Source organism: Geodermatophilus obscurus DSM 43160, from assembly GCF_000025345.1.
GTDB classification, from domain to species: Bacteria; Actinomycetota; Actinomycetes; order Mycobacteriales; family Geodermatophilaceae; genus Geodermatophilus; species Geodermatophilus obscurus.
Window position 1 is genome coordinate 2397503 of sequence record NC_013757.1, and the last position, 17420, is coordinate 2414922.

Annotated in this window: 16 protein-coding genes; 3 read left to right on the forward strand and 13 right to left on the reverse strand. The window is 73.5% G+C overall.

All coding sequences use genetic code 11. The features are described 5' to 3' along the window. Positions 1 to 216: 216 nt before the first annotated feature. Positions 217 to 969, reverse strand: coding sequence for a GAF and ANTAR domain-containing protein (locus GOBS_RS11300; RefSeq protein ID WP_012948425.1), 753 nt, complete (start codon positions 967 to 969; stop codon positions 217 to 219). Positions 970 to 1501: 532 nt separating this feature from the next. On the opposite strand from GOBS_RS11300, the gene GOBS_RS11305 reads away from it, so the two are divergent. Continuing rightward, a complete protein-coding gene (locus GOBS_RS11305) occupies positions 1502 to 1810 on the forward strand; it encodes a hypothetical protein (protein ID WP_012948426.1) in 309 nt (102 codons plus the stop codon). 209 nt (positions 1811 to 2019) lie between these two features. Here the strand turns inward: GOBS_RS11305 and GOBS_RS28120 are convergent, their stop codons facing one another. The 7 genes from GOBS_RS28120 to lysS all read right to left on the reverse strand — a co-directional run bounded on the left by GOBS_RS28120 (position 2020) and on the right by lysS (position 11107). After that, positions 2020 to 2214 (reverse strand): hypothetical protein, encoded by a 195-nt coding sequence (locus GOBS_RS28120; RefSeq protein ID WP_012948427.1) that lies wholly within the window; start codon positions 2212 to 2214, stop codon positions 2020 to 2022. Positions 2215 to 2547: 333 nt separating this feature from the next. Beyond that, entirely contained in the window at positions 2548 to 3330 is a 783-nt protein-coding gene (locus GOBS_RS11315; RefSeq protein ID WP_012948428.1) for a DUF899 domain-containing protein, read from the reverse strand. 188 nt (positions 3331 to 3518) lie between these two features. Beyond that, complete coding sequence (locus GOBS_RS11320; protein ID WP_012948429.1) at positions 3519 to 4238, reverse strand: VOC family protein; 720 nt, start codon at positions 4236 to 4238, stop codon at positions 3519 to 3521. Positions 4239 to 4367: 129 nt separating this feature from the next. After that, positions 4368 to 5258, reverse strand: coding sequence for an ornithine cyclodeaminase family protein (locus GOBS_RS11325; RefSeq protein ID WP_012948430.1), 891 nt, complete (start codon positions 5256 to 5258; stop codon positions 4368 to 4370). Beyond that, positions 5255 to 6271, reverse strand: a complete 1017-nt coding sequence (locus GOBS_RS11330; protein WP_012948431.1) for a proline racemase family protein — start codon at positions 6269 to 6271, stop codon at positions 5255 to 5257. Before GOBS_RS11330 ends, GOBS_RS11325 begins: the two co-directional genes overlap by 4 nt. Positions 6272 to 6302: 31 nt before the next feature. After that, complete coding sequence (locus GOBS_RS11335; RefSeq protein ID WP_012948432.1) at positions 6303 to 7712, reverse strand: APC family permease; 1410 nt, start codon at positions 7710 to 7712, stop codon at positions 6303 to 6305. Further along, positions 7709 to 11107, reverse strand: a complete 3399-nt coding sequence (lysS, locus tag GOBS_RS25405; protein WP_012948433.1) for a lysine--tRNA ligase — start codon at positions 11105 to 11107, stop codon at positions 7709 to 7711. The genes GOBS_RS11335 and lysS overlap by 4 nt, the downstream gene beginning before the upstream one ends. A gap of 181 nt (positions 11108 to 11288) precedes the next feature. Between lysS and GOBS_RS11345 the strand changes: the two genes are divergently transcribed. Then, positions 11289 to 11780, forward strand: coding sequence for a copper chaperone PCu(A)C domain-containing protein (locus tag GOBS_RS11345; protein ID WP_012948434.1), 492 nt, complete (start codon positions 11289 to 11291; stop codon positions 11778 to 11780). Here GOBS_RS11345 and GOBS_RS11350 read toward each other — a convergent pair. Beyond that, positions 11777 to 12346, reverse strand: a complete 570-nt coding sequence (locus tag GOBS_RS11350) for a putative immunity protein (RefSeq protein ID WP_012948435.1) — start codon at positions 12344 to 12346, stop codon at positions 11777 to 11779. The two genes, GOBS_RS11345 and GOBS_RS11350, sit on opposite strands and share 4 nt — an antisense overlap. A 198-nt stretch (positions 12347 to 12544) precedes the next feature. Here GOBS_RS11350 and GOBS_RS11355 point away from each other — a divergent pair, with 198 nt between their 5' ends. Beyond that, entirely contained in the window at positions 12545 to 13168 is a 624-nt protein-coding gene (locus GOBS_RS11355) for a hypothetical protein (RefSeq protein ID WP_012948436.1), read from the forward strand. 278 nt (positions 13169 to 13446) lie between these two features. Here the strand turns inward: GOBS_RS11355 and GOBS_RS11360 are convergent, their stop codons facing one another. The 4 genes from GOBS_RS11360 to GOBS_RS11375 form a co-directional block, all read right to left on the reverse strand. Continuing rightward, on the reverse strand, positions 13447 to 14463 hold the full coding sequence (locus GOBS_RS11360) for an LLM class flavin-dependent oxidoreductase (RefSeq protein WP_012948437.1): 1017 nt from the start codon (positions 14461 to 14463) through the stop codon (positions 13447 to 13449). A 403-nt stretch (positions 14464 to 14866) separates the two neighbouring features. Continuing rightward, a complete protein-coding gene (locus GOBS_RS28775) occupies positions 14867 to 15628 on the reverse strand; it encodes an ester cyclase (RefSeq protein ID WP_243697738.1) in 762 nt (253 codons plus the stop codon). 387 nt (positions 15629 to 16015) lie between these two features. Then, on the reverse strand, positions 16016 to 16456 hold the full coding sequence (locus GOBS_RS11370) for a hypothetical protein (protein ID WP_166487357.1): 441 nt from the start codon (positions 16454 to 16456) through the stop codon (positions 16016 to 16018). Positions 16457 to 16507: 51 nt separating this feature from the next. Next, a complete protein-coding gene (locus GOBS_RS11375; protein ID WP_012948439.1) occupies positions 16508 to 17392 on the reverse strand; it encodes a polysaccharide deacetylase family protein in 885 nt (294 codons plus the stop codon). Positions 17393 to 17420: the final 28 nt, after the last annotated feature.

Below are 17420 nucleotides of genomic sequence, written 5' to 3' on the forward strand. Positions count from 1 at the left end.
GTGCGGCGTCGTGCACCTCGTCACCACATGGGCGGCGGACACGTATGACGCGTCCGGCCACAGCCGCCCTGAAGGCGGCCTATGGGACACACCGGGCTTGATCCGCTCACTTGACCGTCGGCCAGGGTTGCTCGGCGGCTGTGGTTCCTGCTGGGACCTCGGGTCGTCCGTGCGGGCCGGTTACAGCGTGTCCTGGCGATCTTGACCGACGGGAAGTCAGCGGTCGAGCGTGCCTGTGCGGGTGAGGTCTTCGGCGACCGCGTGCAGCTTCCGGTTGGCGTCCTGGCTGACACGGGCCAGTACATCGAACGCCTGATCCGCAGTGATCTTGAACCGCTCCATCAGAATGCCTTTGGCCTGCCCGATGATGTCCCGATTCGCCAACGCGGTGGCTGCGTGTTCCAACTTCTGGGCGTCCGCGACGGCGATGGCGGCGTGGCTGGCCAGCAGCAACCCGACGTGCTCGGACTCGTCGGTGAAGGCCGACCTCTCGTGTGCGAGCAGGTCCAGCGCGCCCAACGTGTCCTCGTGCACAAACAGTTGCAGACACAGCATGCTGCCTACTCCCCGCTCGCCGGCGCGGGGGCCGAGGACAGGCCAACGGGGGTCGGCGGCCAGGTCGTCGACCCGGACCGTCTGCTGTTGCCACATGGCGTCCAGGCACGGCCCCTGGCCGGTCTCGTTCTGGAGGACGTCGAACCAGGCGGCCAGGTCTCCGGTGGCGGCCGCTGAATAGACGTGGCGGCGGGCGCGGACCATGGTGATCGTGGCCTCGTCGGCACCGGGCACCATCGCCACCGCCAGGCTCACGACGCGGTCCAACACCTGCTGAGGATCGAGCTGCTTCTGCATGCCACGCGCGGCCTCGGCCAGTCGCCCGGCCAGCTCGTCCAGAGCGGCGGTCGTGCCGGTGTCCTGCGTCGAGGGCTGCCCCCGCTGATTCGGATTCTCACCGCCCGGAGTGCTCACACCGCACCCTGGCACGGACGAGCTCGCCCGGGCAGCCCCTATGCGCAAGGCGGCCCCGCGTGCGGCGTCTACACACGCGGGGCCTGACCCGCGGCCGTGCCATGGCGCGCCAGCGGGCTGCGTTCAGCACAACACACCGGCGCGCGGCGCGCGTTCACAGGGACCAGCCCGGCTTGAGGCCGACCGGGCGTGGGGCGGCCCGAACAGACCCCACACAGTCGAACAACAAGATGGCCAAGGCAGGCCCGGACAGGCCCCAGGCCCGCACTGGCCTGCTGTCTGATGGTGGGCCGCTTGGGGCGAGCGCCTGGGCGCTGGCGCCCCCAGCAGGGTCGTGCCTGCTGACCGGATGCAGGCCATGGATCATCTGCTCCACGGCCTGGCCCGGATCTCGCTGGCTGATCGGCCGGTGGGAGCGGTCACACGGTGACGACGCAGTGACGACACGGTGACGCCACCTCGTTCACATGGGAACCGACATCCTCGTCCGGTGGGACCACCGGGCGGGCCGCAGCCGAGAACGGAGTTCGCCATGACCCATGGGCTCGTCATGAAGGTTCCGGCACCGACCGAGTTCTACGACGCCCTGCACACTGAGGTGGGGCGGCGCAGCACCGGAAGAGCCGACGGTCTGCTGCTGCACGTGGGCCGGGTGACGGACGAAGGCTTCGAGGTGTTGGAGATCTGGGAGTCCAAGGAGAAGTGCGACCGCTTCTTCGCCGAGGTCGTCTGGCCGGCGATGGATGCCGTTTCGGGCGCCCATGCGCGGCGAGGTGAACCAGTGACGATGGAGTTCGAGCCGCGTGGCCTGATCATCCCCAGCGCGGCCATCGCCGTCTGATGGATTACCTCACGCCGGCGACGACGCTCTGACTTCGAGTCAGACGACACTCGTCCGAGCCTTCGGGAGCGTTGATCCCGCCGGCTGAGTGCGCTACCCAAGCTGTCACATAGTGGGCCGCTCTGGGACATCGCCCAGGGCTCAGACCCACGGTCGTCGCGAGTCAGCAGTTCGAGGCAGCTGTGTGCGCGGCTGGCTCATTGTCGGGACTACCGGCCGAAGGTGTACCGCAGGTTGGCGTTGATCAGTTCGTTGATCCGCCGGCGCATGTGGCCCAGGAGCGAGGCATCGGGCACCGGTTCGTCGACCAGCAGCACCCAGTGCAGGTCCGTGCCGTGGCCGTCCTGTGGCAGTTCGAAGCGGATCCCCGCGTCCGGTCGGCGGTCCCACAGCGACGACCACACGACCAGTTCCGGCTTGCGGGCGTCGATGATGTCCGGGAGACGTTCGTCATCGAGGGATAGCAGTCAGGGCCGGGCGGGATCGCGGTCGGGTGCGGTCAGTGCCTCGAGGACCACTGGTGGTGGCGGTTGACTGCGGCGCCGCAAACCTGCCTCGATCACATCGCCAACTCATGGGTGCCGGGCGGGTGGGGAACGCCTTCTCGCCAGGGTCTGGCCACGGAGTCCTTCCACCGTCGGTGCTCAGCCCTGGTGCCGCGCAGCGCCGCCCATGGCGGGCCGCTGAGGAGCAGCCCGGCACCCGACACCTGTGCCGGCGCCGTCGGCGAGGGTGCGTCAGGAGTGGTCGCCGTGCCGGCCGAGGGTCTCCACGGGGGTTGCGCCCGGGCGGGTCCACTGCGGCACGGGGCGGCTGGTCGGGCCCCAGGTGAAGTTCCCGTCCGCGTCCGAGCGCCAGTACCAGCACGCGTGGTGCCCCTCGGGCCAGCCCTCGGGCTTGTCCTCCCACGCCTCGCCGCGGCCGTAGGGCGTCCTGTCGAGCAGACCGAAGGACCCGGCGACCGGCTCGTTGCCACGGCCCGTCGTGGAGTAGGTGAGGAAGGCGCGGTCGCCGTCGCGCAGGAAGCAGGTGAGGGATCCCATGCTGTCGCCGACCGGCGCGTCCACGTCGCGCACCGAGTACCAGGGCTGGGTGTAGCCCATGAACTTGACGTAGGCGGCCACCTCGTCCCACCGGCCCGTGGTCAGGACGGCGAAGGAGACGCCGCGGGCGTTGAGGTAGACGGCGTCCCTCAGCTGCCAGGTCGTCATGGTGCAGCCCTCGCACTGCCCCTGGTGCGGCGCGCCGTCGTACCACATGTGCTTGTAGACCAGGAGCTCGTCGCGGCCCTGGAACAGGTCCAGGAACGGGACCGGGCCGTCGGGTCCGACGACCTCGACCGTCCCGTCGAGCTCCACCATCGGCAGCCGGCGGCGGGCCGCGGCGAGGGCGTCGCCCTCGCGGGTGTGGGCCTTCTCGCGGACCAGGAGCTCGTTCCGGGCGGCCTGCCAGGTGGCCAGGTCGACGATGGGCGGGCGGCCGGGCTGCGCCGTGGCCGGGTTTCTCGACGTGGTCGTCATGGTGTCCTCCCTGGTGTCTCGTGCCGGACGGCATCGGACGCCGTCCTGCGACGGTCACCAGAACAGACTCGCGACCCGGCCGGAACTCATCGCGGCGGGCGGCGTCCTCGGCCGAGCCTGCGCGGACCACGTCGGGCTGACTGCGCGGTGGACCGGAGGACTGCCGCCACCCGGATCCGGCCGGGCTGTCAGGAGGGCAGGACGCAGAACTCGTTGCCGTCGGGATCGGTCATGACCACCCAGCCGGCCTCGCCCTGGCCGATGTCGATCCGAGTCGCCCCGAGCGAGACGAGGCGGTCGACCTCCGCCCGCTGACCACCGGGGACCGAGGGAGCCAGGTCGAAGTGCAGTCGGTTCTTCCCGGTCTTCGGCATCAGGGGCGGGCCGCCCCAGGTGATCTTCGGACCGCCGTGCGGCGAGCGGATCGCGGTCTCCTGGTCCTGGTCCCAGACCAACGGCCAGCCCAGCGCGTCGCGCCAGAAATACCCGACCTCCTGCGAACCGTCGCAGGCGAGCGCTCCGATGAACCCGCAGTCGGCGAGGAAGCCGTTCCCCGGCTCGATGACGCAGAACTCGTTGCCCTCGGGGTCGGCCAGCACCACATGGCCCTCCTCGGGGCGTTGGCCGACGTCGATGTGTCGAGCGCCCAGCGCGAGCGACCTCGCCACCGTCTGCTGCTGGTCCTCGAGGGACGTGCTCGTCGGGTCGACGTGCATCCGGTTCTGGCCGGCCTTCTGCTCCCGGGCCGGGAGGAACCGGATCCGGAACCCGGTGTCATCGCTCGGCAGGAGCGCGGTGCCGTCGTGCGGGTCGTCGGCCGTCTCCCAGCCCAGGACGCCGGCCCAGAAGCGCGCGAGACGGACCGGGTCCTCGGCATCGAAGCTTTGCGCGGCAGGGCGAGCAGGCATCCCTCTCCCGATCCGCTGAGTCAGGGCCGCAGGAGGAACGCCTCCTCCCCGCCCATGGGGAGAGCGACGCCAGGGCGATCGAGGACCGGGACGCAACGCACGCCAGTGAGCCGCGAGACCCGGTCAGCCTCAGCTGCGTGCCACGACCGCTGCGGCGACCACGAGGTCCTGCCAGGACATCCCGACGCTCTTGAAGACCAGCGGACGGTCGGCGGGCACGGCGACCCCGCCGGTCAGGACGTCGCGCACCGGCACCAGGTCGTCGGCGTCCAGCGTGCCCTCGGCGATCGCCAGCACCACGTCCCCGGCCTCGCGCAGGGCGGTGGCGACGTCCTCGACGACCACGGTGGCGCGGCCGAGCAGCGCTGCGTCGAGTTCGCGGGCGTCGGGCTCGTGCGAGCCGACGGCGACCACAACGGCGTCGTCGCGCAGCAGGGCGGAGTCGAACACCGGCGACCGCGCCGAGGTCGCGCAGACGACGACGTCGGCCGCCCGCAGCGCCTCGTCGGCCCGCGGCGATCCCAGCCCGACGGCGTCGAGCGGGCTCCGGGACGGGTCGCGCACCAGGTACGTGACGTCCTCGAGCGGGCGGACGGCGGCCAGCGTGGCGACGTGGCCGGTGGCCTGCGGACCGGCGCCGACCACCGCGGCCCGCAGCGGACGGTCCGCCAGCCGCTCGAGGACGGCGGCGACCGAGACCGCCGGGGTGCGCAGCGTGGTCAGCGCGGTCCCGTCGAGCACCGCGCGCAGCGCGAGGGTCTCCCGGTCGAACAGCAGGTACACGGCCTGGATGCGGGGCAGCCCGGAGGCCGGGTTGTCCGGGGCGACGGTCACGACCTTCACCCCGGCCGCGGCGGGCGCCTCCGACGGCATGAGCAGGAACTGGCCCCGCGTCAGGCCGACCGAGACCCGGGGCGGGTCGGCGGCCGGGTCGACCTCGCCGCGCAGGGCGTCGGAAACGGCTCGGACCGCCGCGGCGGGTCCGAGCGCGGCGACGGCGTCCGCGTCGAGGAACCTCACCGCAGCACGAACCCGGGGACCAGCGGGTCGTGCGGGTCGATCGAGAACACGTGCTCGCCGGTGCGGTAGGCCATGCCGCTGACCTGCGGGGTGACGGCGGGACGTCCGTCGACGTCCACGGTGCCCAGCACCGTCCCGGTGAACGTGCTGCCGACGATCGAGTCGTGCCGCAGCACGGTGCCGTTGGGGAGGCGGCCGTCGGCGGCGAGGACCGCGAGCCGGGCGCAGGTGCCTGAGCCGCACGGGGAGCGGTCGACCTCACCGTCGGCGAAGACGGTCACGTTGCGCTGGTGCACCTGCCCCTCGCCGTCACCGAGCTCGTCGAACCAGATGGTCCCGTAGACGCCGGTCAGCCGCGGGTCGGTCGGGTGCACTGCGTGCACCGAGTCGTTCAGCGCCCTCTTGATCTCGCGGCCGAGGGTGATGAGGTCACCGAGGTGCTCCGGGGTGACCGACAGGCGCAGCTGCGCGGCGGGGAGCGTCGCGTAGATCGCCCCGCCGTAGGCCACGGTCACTCGCACCTCGCCGCGAGAGGTGGGAACCGGCACCTCGCTGGCGATGACCCAGCTGGGCACGTTGACGAAGTCGACCGCGACGACCCGGCCGCCCTCCCGGTGCACCCGCGCGGTCACCCGGCCGGACGGCACGTCGATCACCACGTCCACGCTGCCGGTCACCGGGGCCGCGACCCGGCCGGTCTCCACCGCCCACGCGCCCAGCGCGATGGTCCCGTGCCCGCAGGCGGTCGAGAAGCCGTCCTTGTGCCAGAACAGCACACCCAGGTGGGCGCCGGCGTCGTCCGGTGGTACGAGGAACCCGCCGTACATGTCCGCGTGTCCGCGCGGCTCCGAGCACAGCACCGCCCGCAGTCCCTGGACGTCGGGGTCCCGGAGCGCCCGGACGCGGCGCTCTGCCACCGTCGGGCCGGGGATCGCCACCGGGAGATCCACCACGATCCGGAACGGCTCCCCGCCCGTGTGGTAGTCCGTGGTCGCGATCGTCGGCGGCAGCACGGGAGCACCCTGCCACCCGGGTCGAGCGCCCTCACCCCGTCGTGGCCGGCGCGGGGCGGCGTCGACGCTGGAGCAGGGCGAAGACGAACGGCGGCAGCGACAGCACCACCGTGGCCAGCGCCAGCAGGAGCACGTAGACGACCGGGTTGCCGGTCTGCAGCTGGGCCGGCGGGACGAAACCGAGCAGGAAGGAGACGACGCAGCCGGCCAGGCCGACCCCGCCGACGAGCCACACGCCGGGCAGCCCGCCGGGGATGCGGTAGGGGCGGGGGACGTCGGGCTGGGTGTGCCGCAACCGGATGACCGAGGCGAACACCAGCGCGTACATCACCACGATCACCTGCGCGGTGACCGCCGAGAGCATCCAGTACGAGGTGCTGACGCTGGGCACCAGCGCGAACAGCAGCGCGAACACCGAGCCGGCGACGGCCTGCACGACCAGCAGCGCCACCGGGACGTCGTTGCGGTTGACCCGCCCCAGCCGCGCCGGGGCCAGCCCCTCGCGGGCGACCGCGCCGACGCCCTTCGCCGGCCCCAGCACCCACGGGGTCAGGTGCGCGACGCCGCCCAGCGCGACGACGACGGCCAGCGGGACGAGCAGCCAGCCGATCTCCAGCCGGTCCAGCACGCCGGCGAACAGCTCCATCGTCCCGGACACCAGGCTGATCTCCCGCTGCGGCACCACGAATGCCATGAACAGCGAGCCGAGCACGGAGAAGGCGACGGTGACGGCGACGGTCAGCGCGATCGCCCGGGGCACCGTGCGGCCGGGGTCGGCGGTCTCCCGGGCGTGGAAGCCGGCCATCTCCATGCCTGTGAACAGCAGGATGACCCCGCCGAGGAACGCCACGTTGCCGAGCGAGAGGTCGGGGACGAGCGCCCCGGCGGAGAACGGGATCTCCGAGCGGTCGCCGCGCAGCAGGAACGCCGCGCCGAGGGCGACGACGAGGACGGCCGGGAGGATGGAGCCGGCGACCGTGCCGACCGCGCCGATCACCGACGACGTCCGCACGCCGCCCAACGCGGCGGCCGTGGTGCCCCAGAAGACGACGAGCATGACCGTGACCAGGAAGAACCGGTCGTTCGCCAGGGCAGGGTCGAACGCGTAGGCCAGCGAGGCGGCGATGAACGACAGCACGGTGGGGAACCAGGCGACGTTCTCGGCGTAGTCGCACCACACCGCCAGCGCCCCGGTCCGGCCGCCGAAGGCCTCCTTGACCCAGGCGTAGACGCCACCCTCCCGCGGCCAGGCGGTGCCCAGCTCGGCGGCGGCCATCGACACCGGGACCAGGAAGACGCCGATCGACAGGGCGAACAGCGCGAGCATCGACCAGCCGTACTCCGCCATGACCGGCAGGTTCCGGGCGCTGACGATCGACGCGATGTTGACCATGGCCAACGACAGGACGCCCAGGCGAGCCGGAGCGCCCGGCCGGGTCACGCCGCCGACCGCCCCTCCGGCGCCGACGGCGAGGGCACACCGCCGACGGCCTTGGGGACCAGCAGCTCCCCGAGGCCGGGCAGCGCCAGGAAGCCCTCCGCGCCGGCGTAGCGCAGCCCCACCCGCGGCAGGTCCGCGCGGTGCCGGTAGGCCAGGACGCGGGGCAGCCACTCGGGGTCGAACTTGGCGTTGAAGTCGTGCAGCGACTCGATCTGGAAGAACGGGTTCAGCACGCCGACCGCCCACCGGGCCGCGCGCTGGGCGGGCGTGAACGGCACGTCGTCGGCGAACAGCCGCCCCCACATCGCGAAGTTCATCGACAGCCGGGCCACGCCGCGGGCGCCCAGCGCGGTCGCGGTGGAGGCGATGAGGAACTCGGTCATGCCGTTCGGCGCGTCCGGGTCGTGCCGCATCAGGTCCAGCGTGTAACCGAACGACGGCCCGTAGGCGGGCACCAGCCGCAGGAAGCCGCCGGCCCGGCCCTCGGCGTCCTCCGCGACGCAGAGCAGGAAGCCGGGGTCGGCGCCGGCGCCGCGCACGTCCTGGGACAGCGACATCGTGAAGCCGCGCTCGGGGTTCTTGCCGCGCCAGCGGGCGCTGATCGCGTTGAGCTGGTCGACCAGCGCCGGCGGGGCGTCGGTCTCGGCGACGAGCCGGAAGCGGTGGCTGCGCCCCACCCGCCGGACGGCGGCGCGCAGCCCCTTCTTCGCCGGACCCTCGAGGGTGAACCGGCGGCAGTCGATGACGGCCTCGTCGCCGAGGTAGAACGCGCGGAACCCGCGCGAGGAGTACAGCGGCATGCTCGCCTCGCGCGCGGCCAGCAGGGCCGGCGTCCAGGCCCGCTCGTCGCACATCGCGAGGAACTCGTCGAGCACGCGCGGAACGGACTCGCGGGACCCGATCGGGTCACCGGAGACCAGCGCGTAGCCACCGAGGTAGGTGTAGGCGAGGAAGGCCTCGCCGTCCCGGGAGAAGAAGAACGTCTTGTCGTCGCGCAGGGAGAAGTACGCGAGGGTGTCCCAGCCGTAGCCGTGCACCAGCCGCGACGCGTGCGCCCAGTCGTCCTCGGTGTGCGGACGGCGGGCGGCGGCCAGCGGCCGGAACAGCAGCACCGTGAGCACGACCAGCCCGGCCACCCCCAGCGCGAGCAGCGCCGCGGGGTAGAACACCGCGAAGAACCGGGAGTCGTAGCTGTAGGGGCCGTCGAGCCCGACCAGCCCGGCGAGCACGGTCTGCAGCGCCCCGGCGAGGCTGAGCGGGGGGTCGATCCGCGACCGCTCGGCCCACAGCGCGGCCAGGCCGAACAGCAGCACGCCGGCCAGGTACAGCGGGACGAACCGGAGCACGAGCAGCAGGGACGGCGGGTCGGCCGGTGCGCGGAACGCCGTCCGGTACCGCACCAGCCCGGCGAGCAGCGCCAGGCACAGCGCCACGGCGACCGGGTGCGGCCCCTTGACCAGGTGGGCTCCCGCCCCGACGGCGAACAGCAGCACCGCCAGCCGCCAGGCCAGCCCCTTGCGCCGGGCCAGCTGGTCGGACAGCAGCAGGAGCAGCAGCCCGACCACCACCGACGCGACCGCGCCGCTCACCGGCACCCACAGCGGACCGAACGCGGTGCCCCGGCCGACCAGCCGCTCGTGCACCACGGGCAGGGCGGTGAGCAGCTGCAGGACGCCGGAGAGCGCGGTCAGCCCGGCGAGCACGTGCACGGCCAGCGGGTGGGTGCGTGCCGTCGGCGGGGGTGCCGGGACGGGGCCGGCCGAGGGCGCCATCGACGGCAGCGCGACCACGGAGCCGTCCGCCGTCCCCGCGCCGTCGGGTCCGGCCGTGTTCCCGGCGGGGACCGGGGTGGGCGCCACCAGCGGGCGCACCGCGCCGTCCGGGCCGGTGCCCGGGACCTCGGGCCGCAGCGTCGGGAAGAGGATGACCTCGCGGATGGAGTCGACGCCGGCCAGCAGCATCACCAGCCGGTCGATGCCGATGCCCAGCCCGCCGGTGCAGGGCATGCCGCACTCCAGCGCGCGCACGTAGTCGGTGTCCACGTCGCCGGCCTCCGGGTCGCCGTGCGACTTGGCGCGGGCCTCGGCCTCGAAGGCGGCGAGCTGCTCGACCGGGTCGTTCTGCTCGGAGTAGGCGTTGCACAGCTCGAAGCCGGCGACGATCAGCTCGAAGCGCTCGACGTAGGCCGGGTCGTCGCGGTGCACCCGCGCCAGCGGCGAGACCTCGCGCGGGTAGTCCACGCAGAACACCGGCCCGACGACCGAGTGCTGCACCTTCTCGTCGTAGACCTCCTTCATCAGCCGCCCGGCGCCCCAGGAGGCCTCGTAGGGGATGCCCAGCCGGTCGAGCACCGCGCGGGCGTCGTCGATCGGCATGGCGGGGTGCATGGTGGCGCCGGTGGCCTCGGCGATCATGTCGGCGAACCGCTTACGCGGCCACGGCGTCGCGGCCAGGTCGATGCTGTGACCCGCGTAGTGCACCGTGAGGTCCGCGCCGAGGGCCGCCCGCGCTGCGGCGGTGACGAGCCCTTCGGTCAGCTCCATCATGTCGGTGATGTCGCCGAATGCCTGGTAGGCCTCCAGCAGCGTGAACTCGGGGTTGTGCCGGGTGTCCACGCCCTCGTTGCGGAACACCCGGCCGATCTCGAAGACCCGCTCCAGGCCGCCGACGATGAGCCGCTTGAGGTGCAGCTCGAGGGCGATCCGCAGGTAGAGGTCCAGGTCGAGGGCGTTGGAGTGGGTGACGAACGGCCGCGCGCTCGCCCCGCCCTGGATGGTCTGCAGCACCGGCCCCTCGACCTCGGTGAAGTCCCGGTCCTCCAGGTGCCGGCGGATCGCCCGCACCGCGGCGTGCCGGATGCGGAAGACCTGCCGGGTGCGCTCGTTCACCTCCAGGTCCACGTACCGCTGCCGGTAGCGGGTCTCGACGTCGCTCAGGCCGGCGTGCTCGGGCGGCGGCGCGTGCAGCGCCTTGCCCAGGACGGCGAAGTCCTCGACGCACACCGACAGCTCGCCGCGCCGGGTGGTCATCACGGTGCCCTCGGCGCCGATCCAGTCGCCGCGGTCGACGTCGTCGAACTCGGCGTGCCGCTCGGGGCCGAGGACGGAGCTGTCGACGTAGAGCTGGACCGCGCCGGTGCGGTCGCGCAGCGTCGCGAAGGTCAGCCAGCCCTGCCGGCGGATCAGCTCCACCCGCCCGGCGACCCGCACGCGGTCCGTCGTCCGCACGTCGGGGGCGAGCCCGGGGTGGGCCGCGCGGATGCCGGCGGCGGTGGCGTCCGGCGGCCAGCGGTAGGGGTAGGCGGCGGGGCCCCGGGCGCGCAGGGCCTCCAGCTTGGCCAGCCGGTGCGCGCGCTGTCCGGCGCTCCGCCCGGCGACGTCGGTCTCGCTGACCATCGGGCCATGATGGGGAGGCCCCCGGCCCGCGCGACCCTTCCGGCAACTGCGGCCGTCGGGGTCCGGAGTCCCGCCGGTGGGTCGCTGCGCTCAGGGTCGGGCGGTCATCGCTGCGTGTGGTCCCGGAGCGGGGACCCTCGCCCCTGGTGCCGCGCCGCTCGTGGCGGGATCGTCCGCGTCCGTGCGGCACACTCCCCTTCCCGCGTGGGCGGCCGTCGGCCTGCTGGTCCTGGGTGGCTGCGGCGCCGGGCAGGAGGCCGAGACCGCGCAGGAGACCCCGGACGTCGCGGGGGTCGACGGCACGGTCGGCGAGGTGTCGCTCGACGACGTCTTCCTCGACGCCGAGGACACCGTCGGGGCCGGGGCCGCCGTCCCGCTGCGCGGCGTGCTCACGAACGACGCCGAGCAGCCCGACCGGCTCGTCGGCGTCAGCACACCTGCGGCCGAGTCCGTCCAGCTGCTCGACGAGTCCGGTGCACCGAGCGCCGACGGCATCGAGCTGCCGGCCGGCGGCCAGGTGCAGGCGGTCAGCGAGGCCGTGCGGATGCAGCTGGAGCAGGTGACCGCACCGATCGACCCCACCGACACCGTCCCGGTCACCTTCACCTTCGCGACGGCCGGTGAGGTGACCCTCGACGTACTGGTCACCGCCGGCCCCGGTCCCGTGGACTAGGGGTCCTCGGCAGGGACGTCGGGCACGGGCCGGGAGCCGCGGAGGGCCTCGTCCAGGTCGCGGAGCAGCTCCCCGACCCGCCCTCCGCCCGGCGGTGCCGCGGGGTAGCGGCTGAGCACGCCGACGACGACCGGTGTCAGGCGCCGGCGGGCCCGCTCGACGTGTGCGGCGCCGACACCCCGATCACCGCCCGCCGCGAGCTCGGCCGCCCTCGCCGCGTGGGCCGCCGCCCCCAGGACGTGCTTGACCTGGTGGGCGTCGGCCAGTGGGTGCAGGTACGCAGCTGACGCCGCGGCCATCGCGGCTCGCGCGGCGTGGCCCGCGGCCGTGGTGCCCGCGTCCCGGGCCGCCCGGAGCGCCGCCCACGCGGTGTCGCGCAGGGCCTTCCCGCGTTCGCCGCCCCGGGCGAACGCCTCCGCGGCCTCGACCGCATCGCGAGGCCGGGAGTCGGCCGGGTGGGCACGTTCGAAGACCTCCAGGACCTCCTGCGCGTCCGCAGCGGCACAACCGGTGACCTCACGGAGTTCCTCCGTGCTGAGGACGATCTCGCCGGTCTGGTCAGCCACGGGTCCCAGCCTCCTGCACCCGACCGGTCGACGGGGATCCGCTGGATGCGTGCCCGGCGGCGTGCGCACGGTCCGCACGCGCCGCGCCCGGTCCCGGCCGGCCCGACGGGACGCCTCGAACGCCGCCGACCCCGGTGCGAGCGAGGACATTCCCCTGCGTGGCGGTGCCACCCGGCACCGCCGGGGAGGAGACCGGTCATGTACGCCAGGACCACCACCGTCCGCGGCGACCCGCGCGCGGTCGACGACGGGATCGCCTTCATCCGGGACGACGTCTGGCCGAGGGTCCAGCGGATGGACGGCTGCATCGGGATGTCGATGCTCGCCGACCGCGAGGCGGGGCGGTGCATCGTCACCGCCGCGTGGGCCAGCGAGGACGCGATGCGGGCCAGCGCCACCGAGGTCCAGGAGTCGCGGCGGCAGGCGGCCGAGGTGCTCCGCGCCGAGACCGTCGACATCGCCGAGTGGGAGATCGCCGTCCTGCACCGGTCCCGGCCGGCGGGGGACGCGGCGTGCGTCCGGGCCACCTGGGTCGACATCCCGGCCGGCCAGGTCGACGGCATGATCGACGCCTTCCGGATGAGCCTGCTGCCGAGGCTCGAGGACCTGCCCGGCTTCTGCAGCGTCAGCCTGCTGGTCGACCGGCTCGGCTCCCGCGCCGTGGCGGCCGTGACCTACGAGGACCGGGCCGCTCTGGAGCGGACCCGTGAGCAGGGCGCCGCGCTCCGCGAGGAGTTCAGCCGGGCGATGGGCTCGACGATCACCGAGGTCGCCGAGTTCGACCTGGCGATGGCCCACCTGCACGTCCCCGAGATGGCCTGAGCCGCTCGCCGGCCGACGCGCCGGGGGTGCGTCGGCCGGTCGCCGGGAGGCCGATGACCTGCAGCACCGTGCGCCGGTGGCCCGCTTCCGTCACCCAACGGGCCACGGACGTGCACCGTCACGTGCGTCGTGAAGGCGATGTGCGTCTCCGGCGCATCCCGACGCGCAGATGTGCCACGAACGCACACCGTCCGGTCCGCGATCGGAAATCGTCAGGTGGTCGGCGATCTGTTCGTCGCCGGACAGGAGGGACGCCGGTGGCGGCACGAGCGGCTCCGTCACGCCGCCGGTCGCCAGCCGAGTGCGGGGCCGAGCCGGGTGGCCGTGTCGGTCGTCAGGATCTGCTCGTAGTCCTCGGGCGCCAAGTCGAACGGCAGCGCGAAGACGACCTCGGTGACCTCGCGGAAGCCGGCGTGCGCGTAGAGGGCTTCGGCGATCTCCTCGGCGCTGCCCAGCAGGTCGCGGGCGAAGAGCATCCGGGCCGGTCCCTGCGGCGCCGTCGTCCGCGGGGTGCGGGCCTCGACGTAGGCGGCGTACCGCGCCCGCTGCTCGGGGGTCGCGGTGTCGGTGGGGATGACCACCAGGCCCTGCGAGACCCGGCCGGTGGGGTTCGCGGTCCGGAAGGCCTGCACGTGCGAGGCCTGGACCTCCGCGAAGTCCTCGGACTCCTCGGCCTTGACCACGCTGGAGGTCAGGAAGTGCATTCCCTGCTCACCGGCCCACTGCGCCGAGCGGAGGCTGCCGCCGCCGTACCAGGTCCGGCCGGCCAGGCCGGGCGCGTGCGGCTGCACGCGGTCCGACCACTCCTCGACGACGCCCTCCCGGCCGACGAAGGTCGAGGCCTGCTCGCCGCGGAGAAACCGCAGCAGCCGCTCCACGCGCGCGTAGCTGAAGTCCTCGCGGTCGGCGGTGTCCGGGTAGAGCGACCCCTTCACGTCGTCCCAGTGCATCGGCGGGCCGACGCTGACGCCCGGGTTGAGCCGCCCACCGGAGAGGACGTCGACGGTGGCGAGGTCCTCGGCCAGCCGCAGCGGGTTCTCCCACGCCAGTGGCGTGACGGCCGTGCCGAGCCCGATCCGGCGGGTGCGCTGGGTGAGCGCGGCGAGGACGGCGACCGGCGAGGAGATCCCGGGCTGCAGGTGCCGGTGGCGCAGCCAGGCGCTGTCGAACCCCAGCTGCTCGCCGTACTCGACCATCGCCAGCGTGGCCTCGTGCCCGGGCCCGGGGTCGGCCGGGTCGAAGGTGCCGATGGTCAGGAAGCCGAGCTGGTCCAGCGGGGTCCCGGGGGCGGGCATGGGGCGGCTCCTCGAACTCGGAGGCCGGTGCGGGTCTCGTGCCATCGTCGGTCAGGAGCCGGCGACGTGCTCCTGCGCCCCACCCCGGCCGGGAGGCGTGGGTCGACCCAGTGGTGCCGCACGTCCGTCGCGGGGGAGGAGCCGGGGGAGGGATATCCCACGCGGCGGGTCCGGGAGCGGCGGCGTGGACCCTGCTGAGCAGTGGGCGAGGGGCCTTCGACTCTGGAGACGGGGAGTCGCCAGACGCAGCGTTCCTCATGGCCGGAAAGCCGGTGGTGTGCCGACTCGGGTTCCATTCATACGTGCAGGCGCATCCGCGCGACGAGCGAGGCGAACGGAGCCACCGCCGCGGGGCAGTCGTTCCCCCGTGTCGCTGCACCAGAAGCGGGGTCGGAGCGGCGTCTCAGGCCGGGGCCGGGACGGCGCCCAACTGCACGAGCAGGCCCAGGAAGTCGGCGGTCGTCCAGCGCTCGACCACCTGGTCGCCACGGAACCGCATGATCGTGATGCCCTCGAACACGTAGGGCCGGCCCGTGGCGGGCACGCCCATGAAGTCGCCGCGGTGCTCGCCGGACACGGCGAACCGGCAGCTGTACAGGTCGCCGTCGACGAGGCGCTCGTGGAGGTCCAGCTGCGGATTGGGGCGCCCCGGTGCCCCAGAGCCGACCAGAACTGCTGGTAGAAGCCGGTCACGGACGGTTTGTCCATCGGATCCGGCTCCACGCCGTGGAACCGCAGGTCCTCGGCGTACAGCTGGAGGTAGCCGGGCAGGTCCCCGGCGTTCCACCGCTGCCGTGCCCGTTCGACCCGTTCGGCGGGAGTGGTCACAACTCCTCCTGCGCGACGCGACCTCGCAGCCTCTCCGAGGACCCTGGCAGCCGGGCCTCGGCCGCCCCAAGAGCCCTTCGTCCCGCCGAGCTGGTCGGTCGCGGAGCTCCACGACGACGGACGCGCCCGCACCGCACCATGCGCCACGAGCGCGATGGTGCAGGTGGGGGCCACCGACCCATCGAGGAGCTGGACCGCCACCGCGGTCAGAGGGCCGCGACAGCCGTACCTCCGTGTTGCTGAAGCCGCCTTCGAGGACACACAGGTGGCGGCGCAAGTGATCCGCAGGCCAGGCCCTGCTCGGCGATGCTCGAGGCCGATGGCGAACCCGCCCCATCGGCGAGCTGCGCGCGGCGGTGCTGGCCGACCTGATCCGGCGGCCGTGGGACACCAGCGAGCCGGCGGTCACCGCCCATCTGCACGTCACCGCACCTGGGGCCGGCCGGTCGGCCCGGCGAGGTCAACGGGCAGCCGATCACCGTTGCCGACGTTCGCGTGCTGCTCGCCCGGCTCGGCGCGCTGGGTCGGCCCGAGCCCGCCGAGACCCACGACCCCCCGCCGCCCGGGACGCTTTCCTCAGCACCGGTGACCGGACCTGCCGCTCCCCGACTGCGGCCAACGGACCGGGTGAGCCGACCGCGACCACGTCATCCCGATGCGGCCGGCGGGGCCACCGACTGCGCCGACCTGCGGCCTGTGCCCACGGGCATCCGGCGCACCGCCGTCAGCCGCCAGCCGCGAAGTGGAGGAGGTCGGCGAGCGCGGCCTCCGGCTCGGCCCCGAGGACGCCGACCTCCGCCGTCCGGGAGCCGGGGACGACGTGCGCCGCGCCGCCGTCCCGGAACTCCACCACGCCACCGGGGAGTTCGGCCGCTGCGATGGTCCCGGCGCGAGCGGCCGCCGCCACCCAGACTGCCGCCGCCTGCAGGTCCCAACCGGCCGGCACCGGCGCCCGCGCCCAGTGCTGCTCCGTGGGGGCCGGCGACGGTCCCCCCGCGGCCGCCCAGAGCTCACCGAGCGAGGCCACCGGGCGGGCGGCCCCCGTGGCCGTCGTCAGCAGGTAGCCGCCGCGCCAGGGCGTGACCCGCAGCCGCCGGCCGGTCAGCAGCCGGACGGCGGCACCCGCCCGGGCGGCACGTGCCGCGGGCCCGGCCCCGGCGAGCACGTCCTCCCACGGTGCGGCGACCCGGCCGCTGCCGCAGGCGCCGCACACGGGTCAGGCGGCGGTGCGCGGCGAGCGGCGCAGGAAGTCCTGCGCGATCTCGTCGAAGGTCACCCACTGCACGCCGTCGTGGGACTTGATGTGGGCGATGATCCGCTCCAGGGCCATCAGCACCTGCGGCCGCCCGGCGACGTCGGGGTGGATGGTCATCGTGAAGGCGGCGTAGTCCTGCTCGCGGTAGACCCAGTCGAACTGGTCGGTCCACATCTGCTCGATGTCGCGCGGGTTGACGAACCCGTGGCTGTTCGGGCTGGTCTTGACGAACATCATCGGCGGCAGGTCGTCGAGGTACCAGTTCGCCGGGATCTCCACCAGGTCGGTTTCTCGGCCGCGAACCAGCGGCTGCATCCAGGTGTCGGCTGGCTGCGAGTAGTCGATCTTCGTCCAGCTGTCGCCGACCCGGACGTAGTAGGGCTCGAAGTCCCGGTGCATGAGCGAGTGGTCGTAGGTGATGCCCCGCTCGAGCAGCAGCTCGTTGGTGACGGGGGAGAACTCCCACCACGGGGCGACGTAGCCGGTGGGACGGCGGCCGGCCCGCTTCTCGATGAGCTCGATGCAGCGGTCGAGCACCGCGGACTCCTGCTCCCGGCTCATCGCGATGGGGTTCTCGTGGCTGTAGCCGTGCACGCCGATCTCGTGGCCTGCTGCCACGCAGGCGTCGAACTGCTCCGGGAACGTGTCGATGGAGTGCCCCGGCCAGAAGAACGTCTGGGTCAGTCCCTCGCGGCGGAACAGCTCCAGGATGCGCGGCACGCCCACCTCGCCGGCGAACAGCCCGCGCGAGATGTCGTCGGGGGAGTCCTCCCCGCCGTAGGACCCCAGCCACCCGGCGACGGCGTCGATGTCGACGCCGAAGGACACGAAGATCTCCTTGGCCACGCCCGTTCTCCTCTCGATCCGTCGGTGC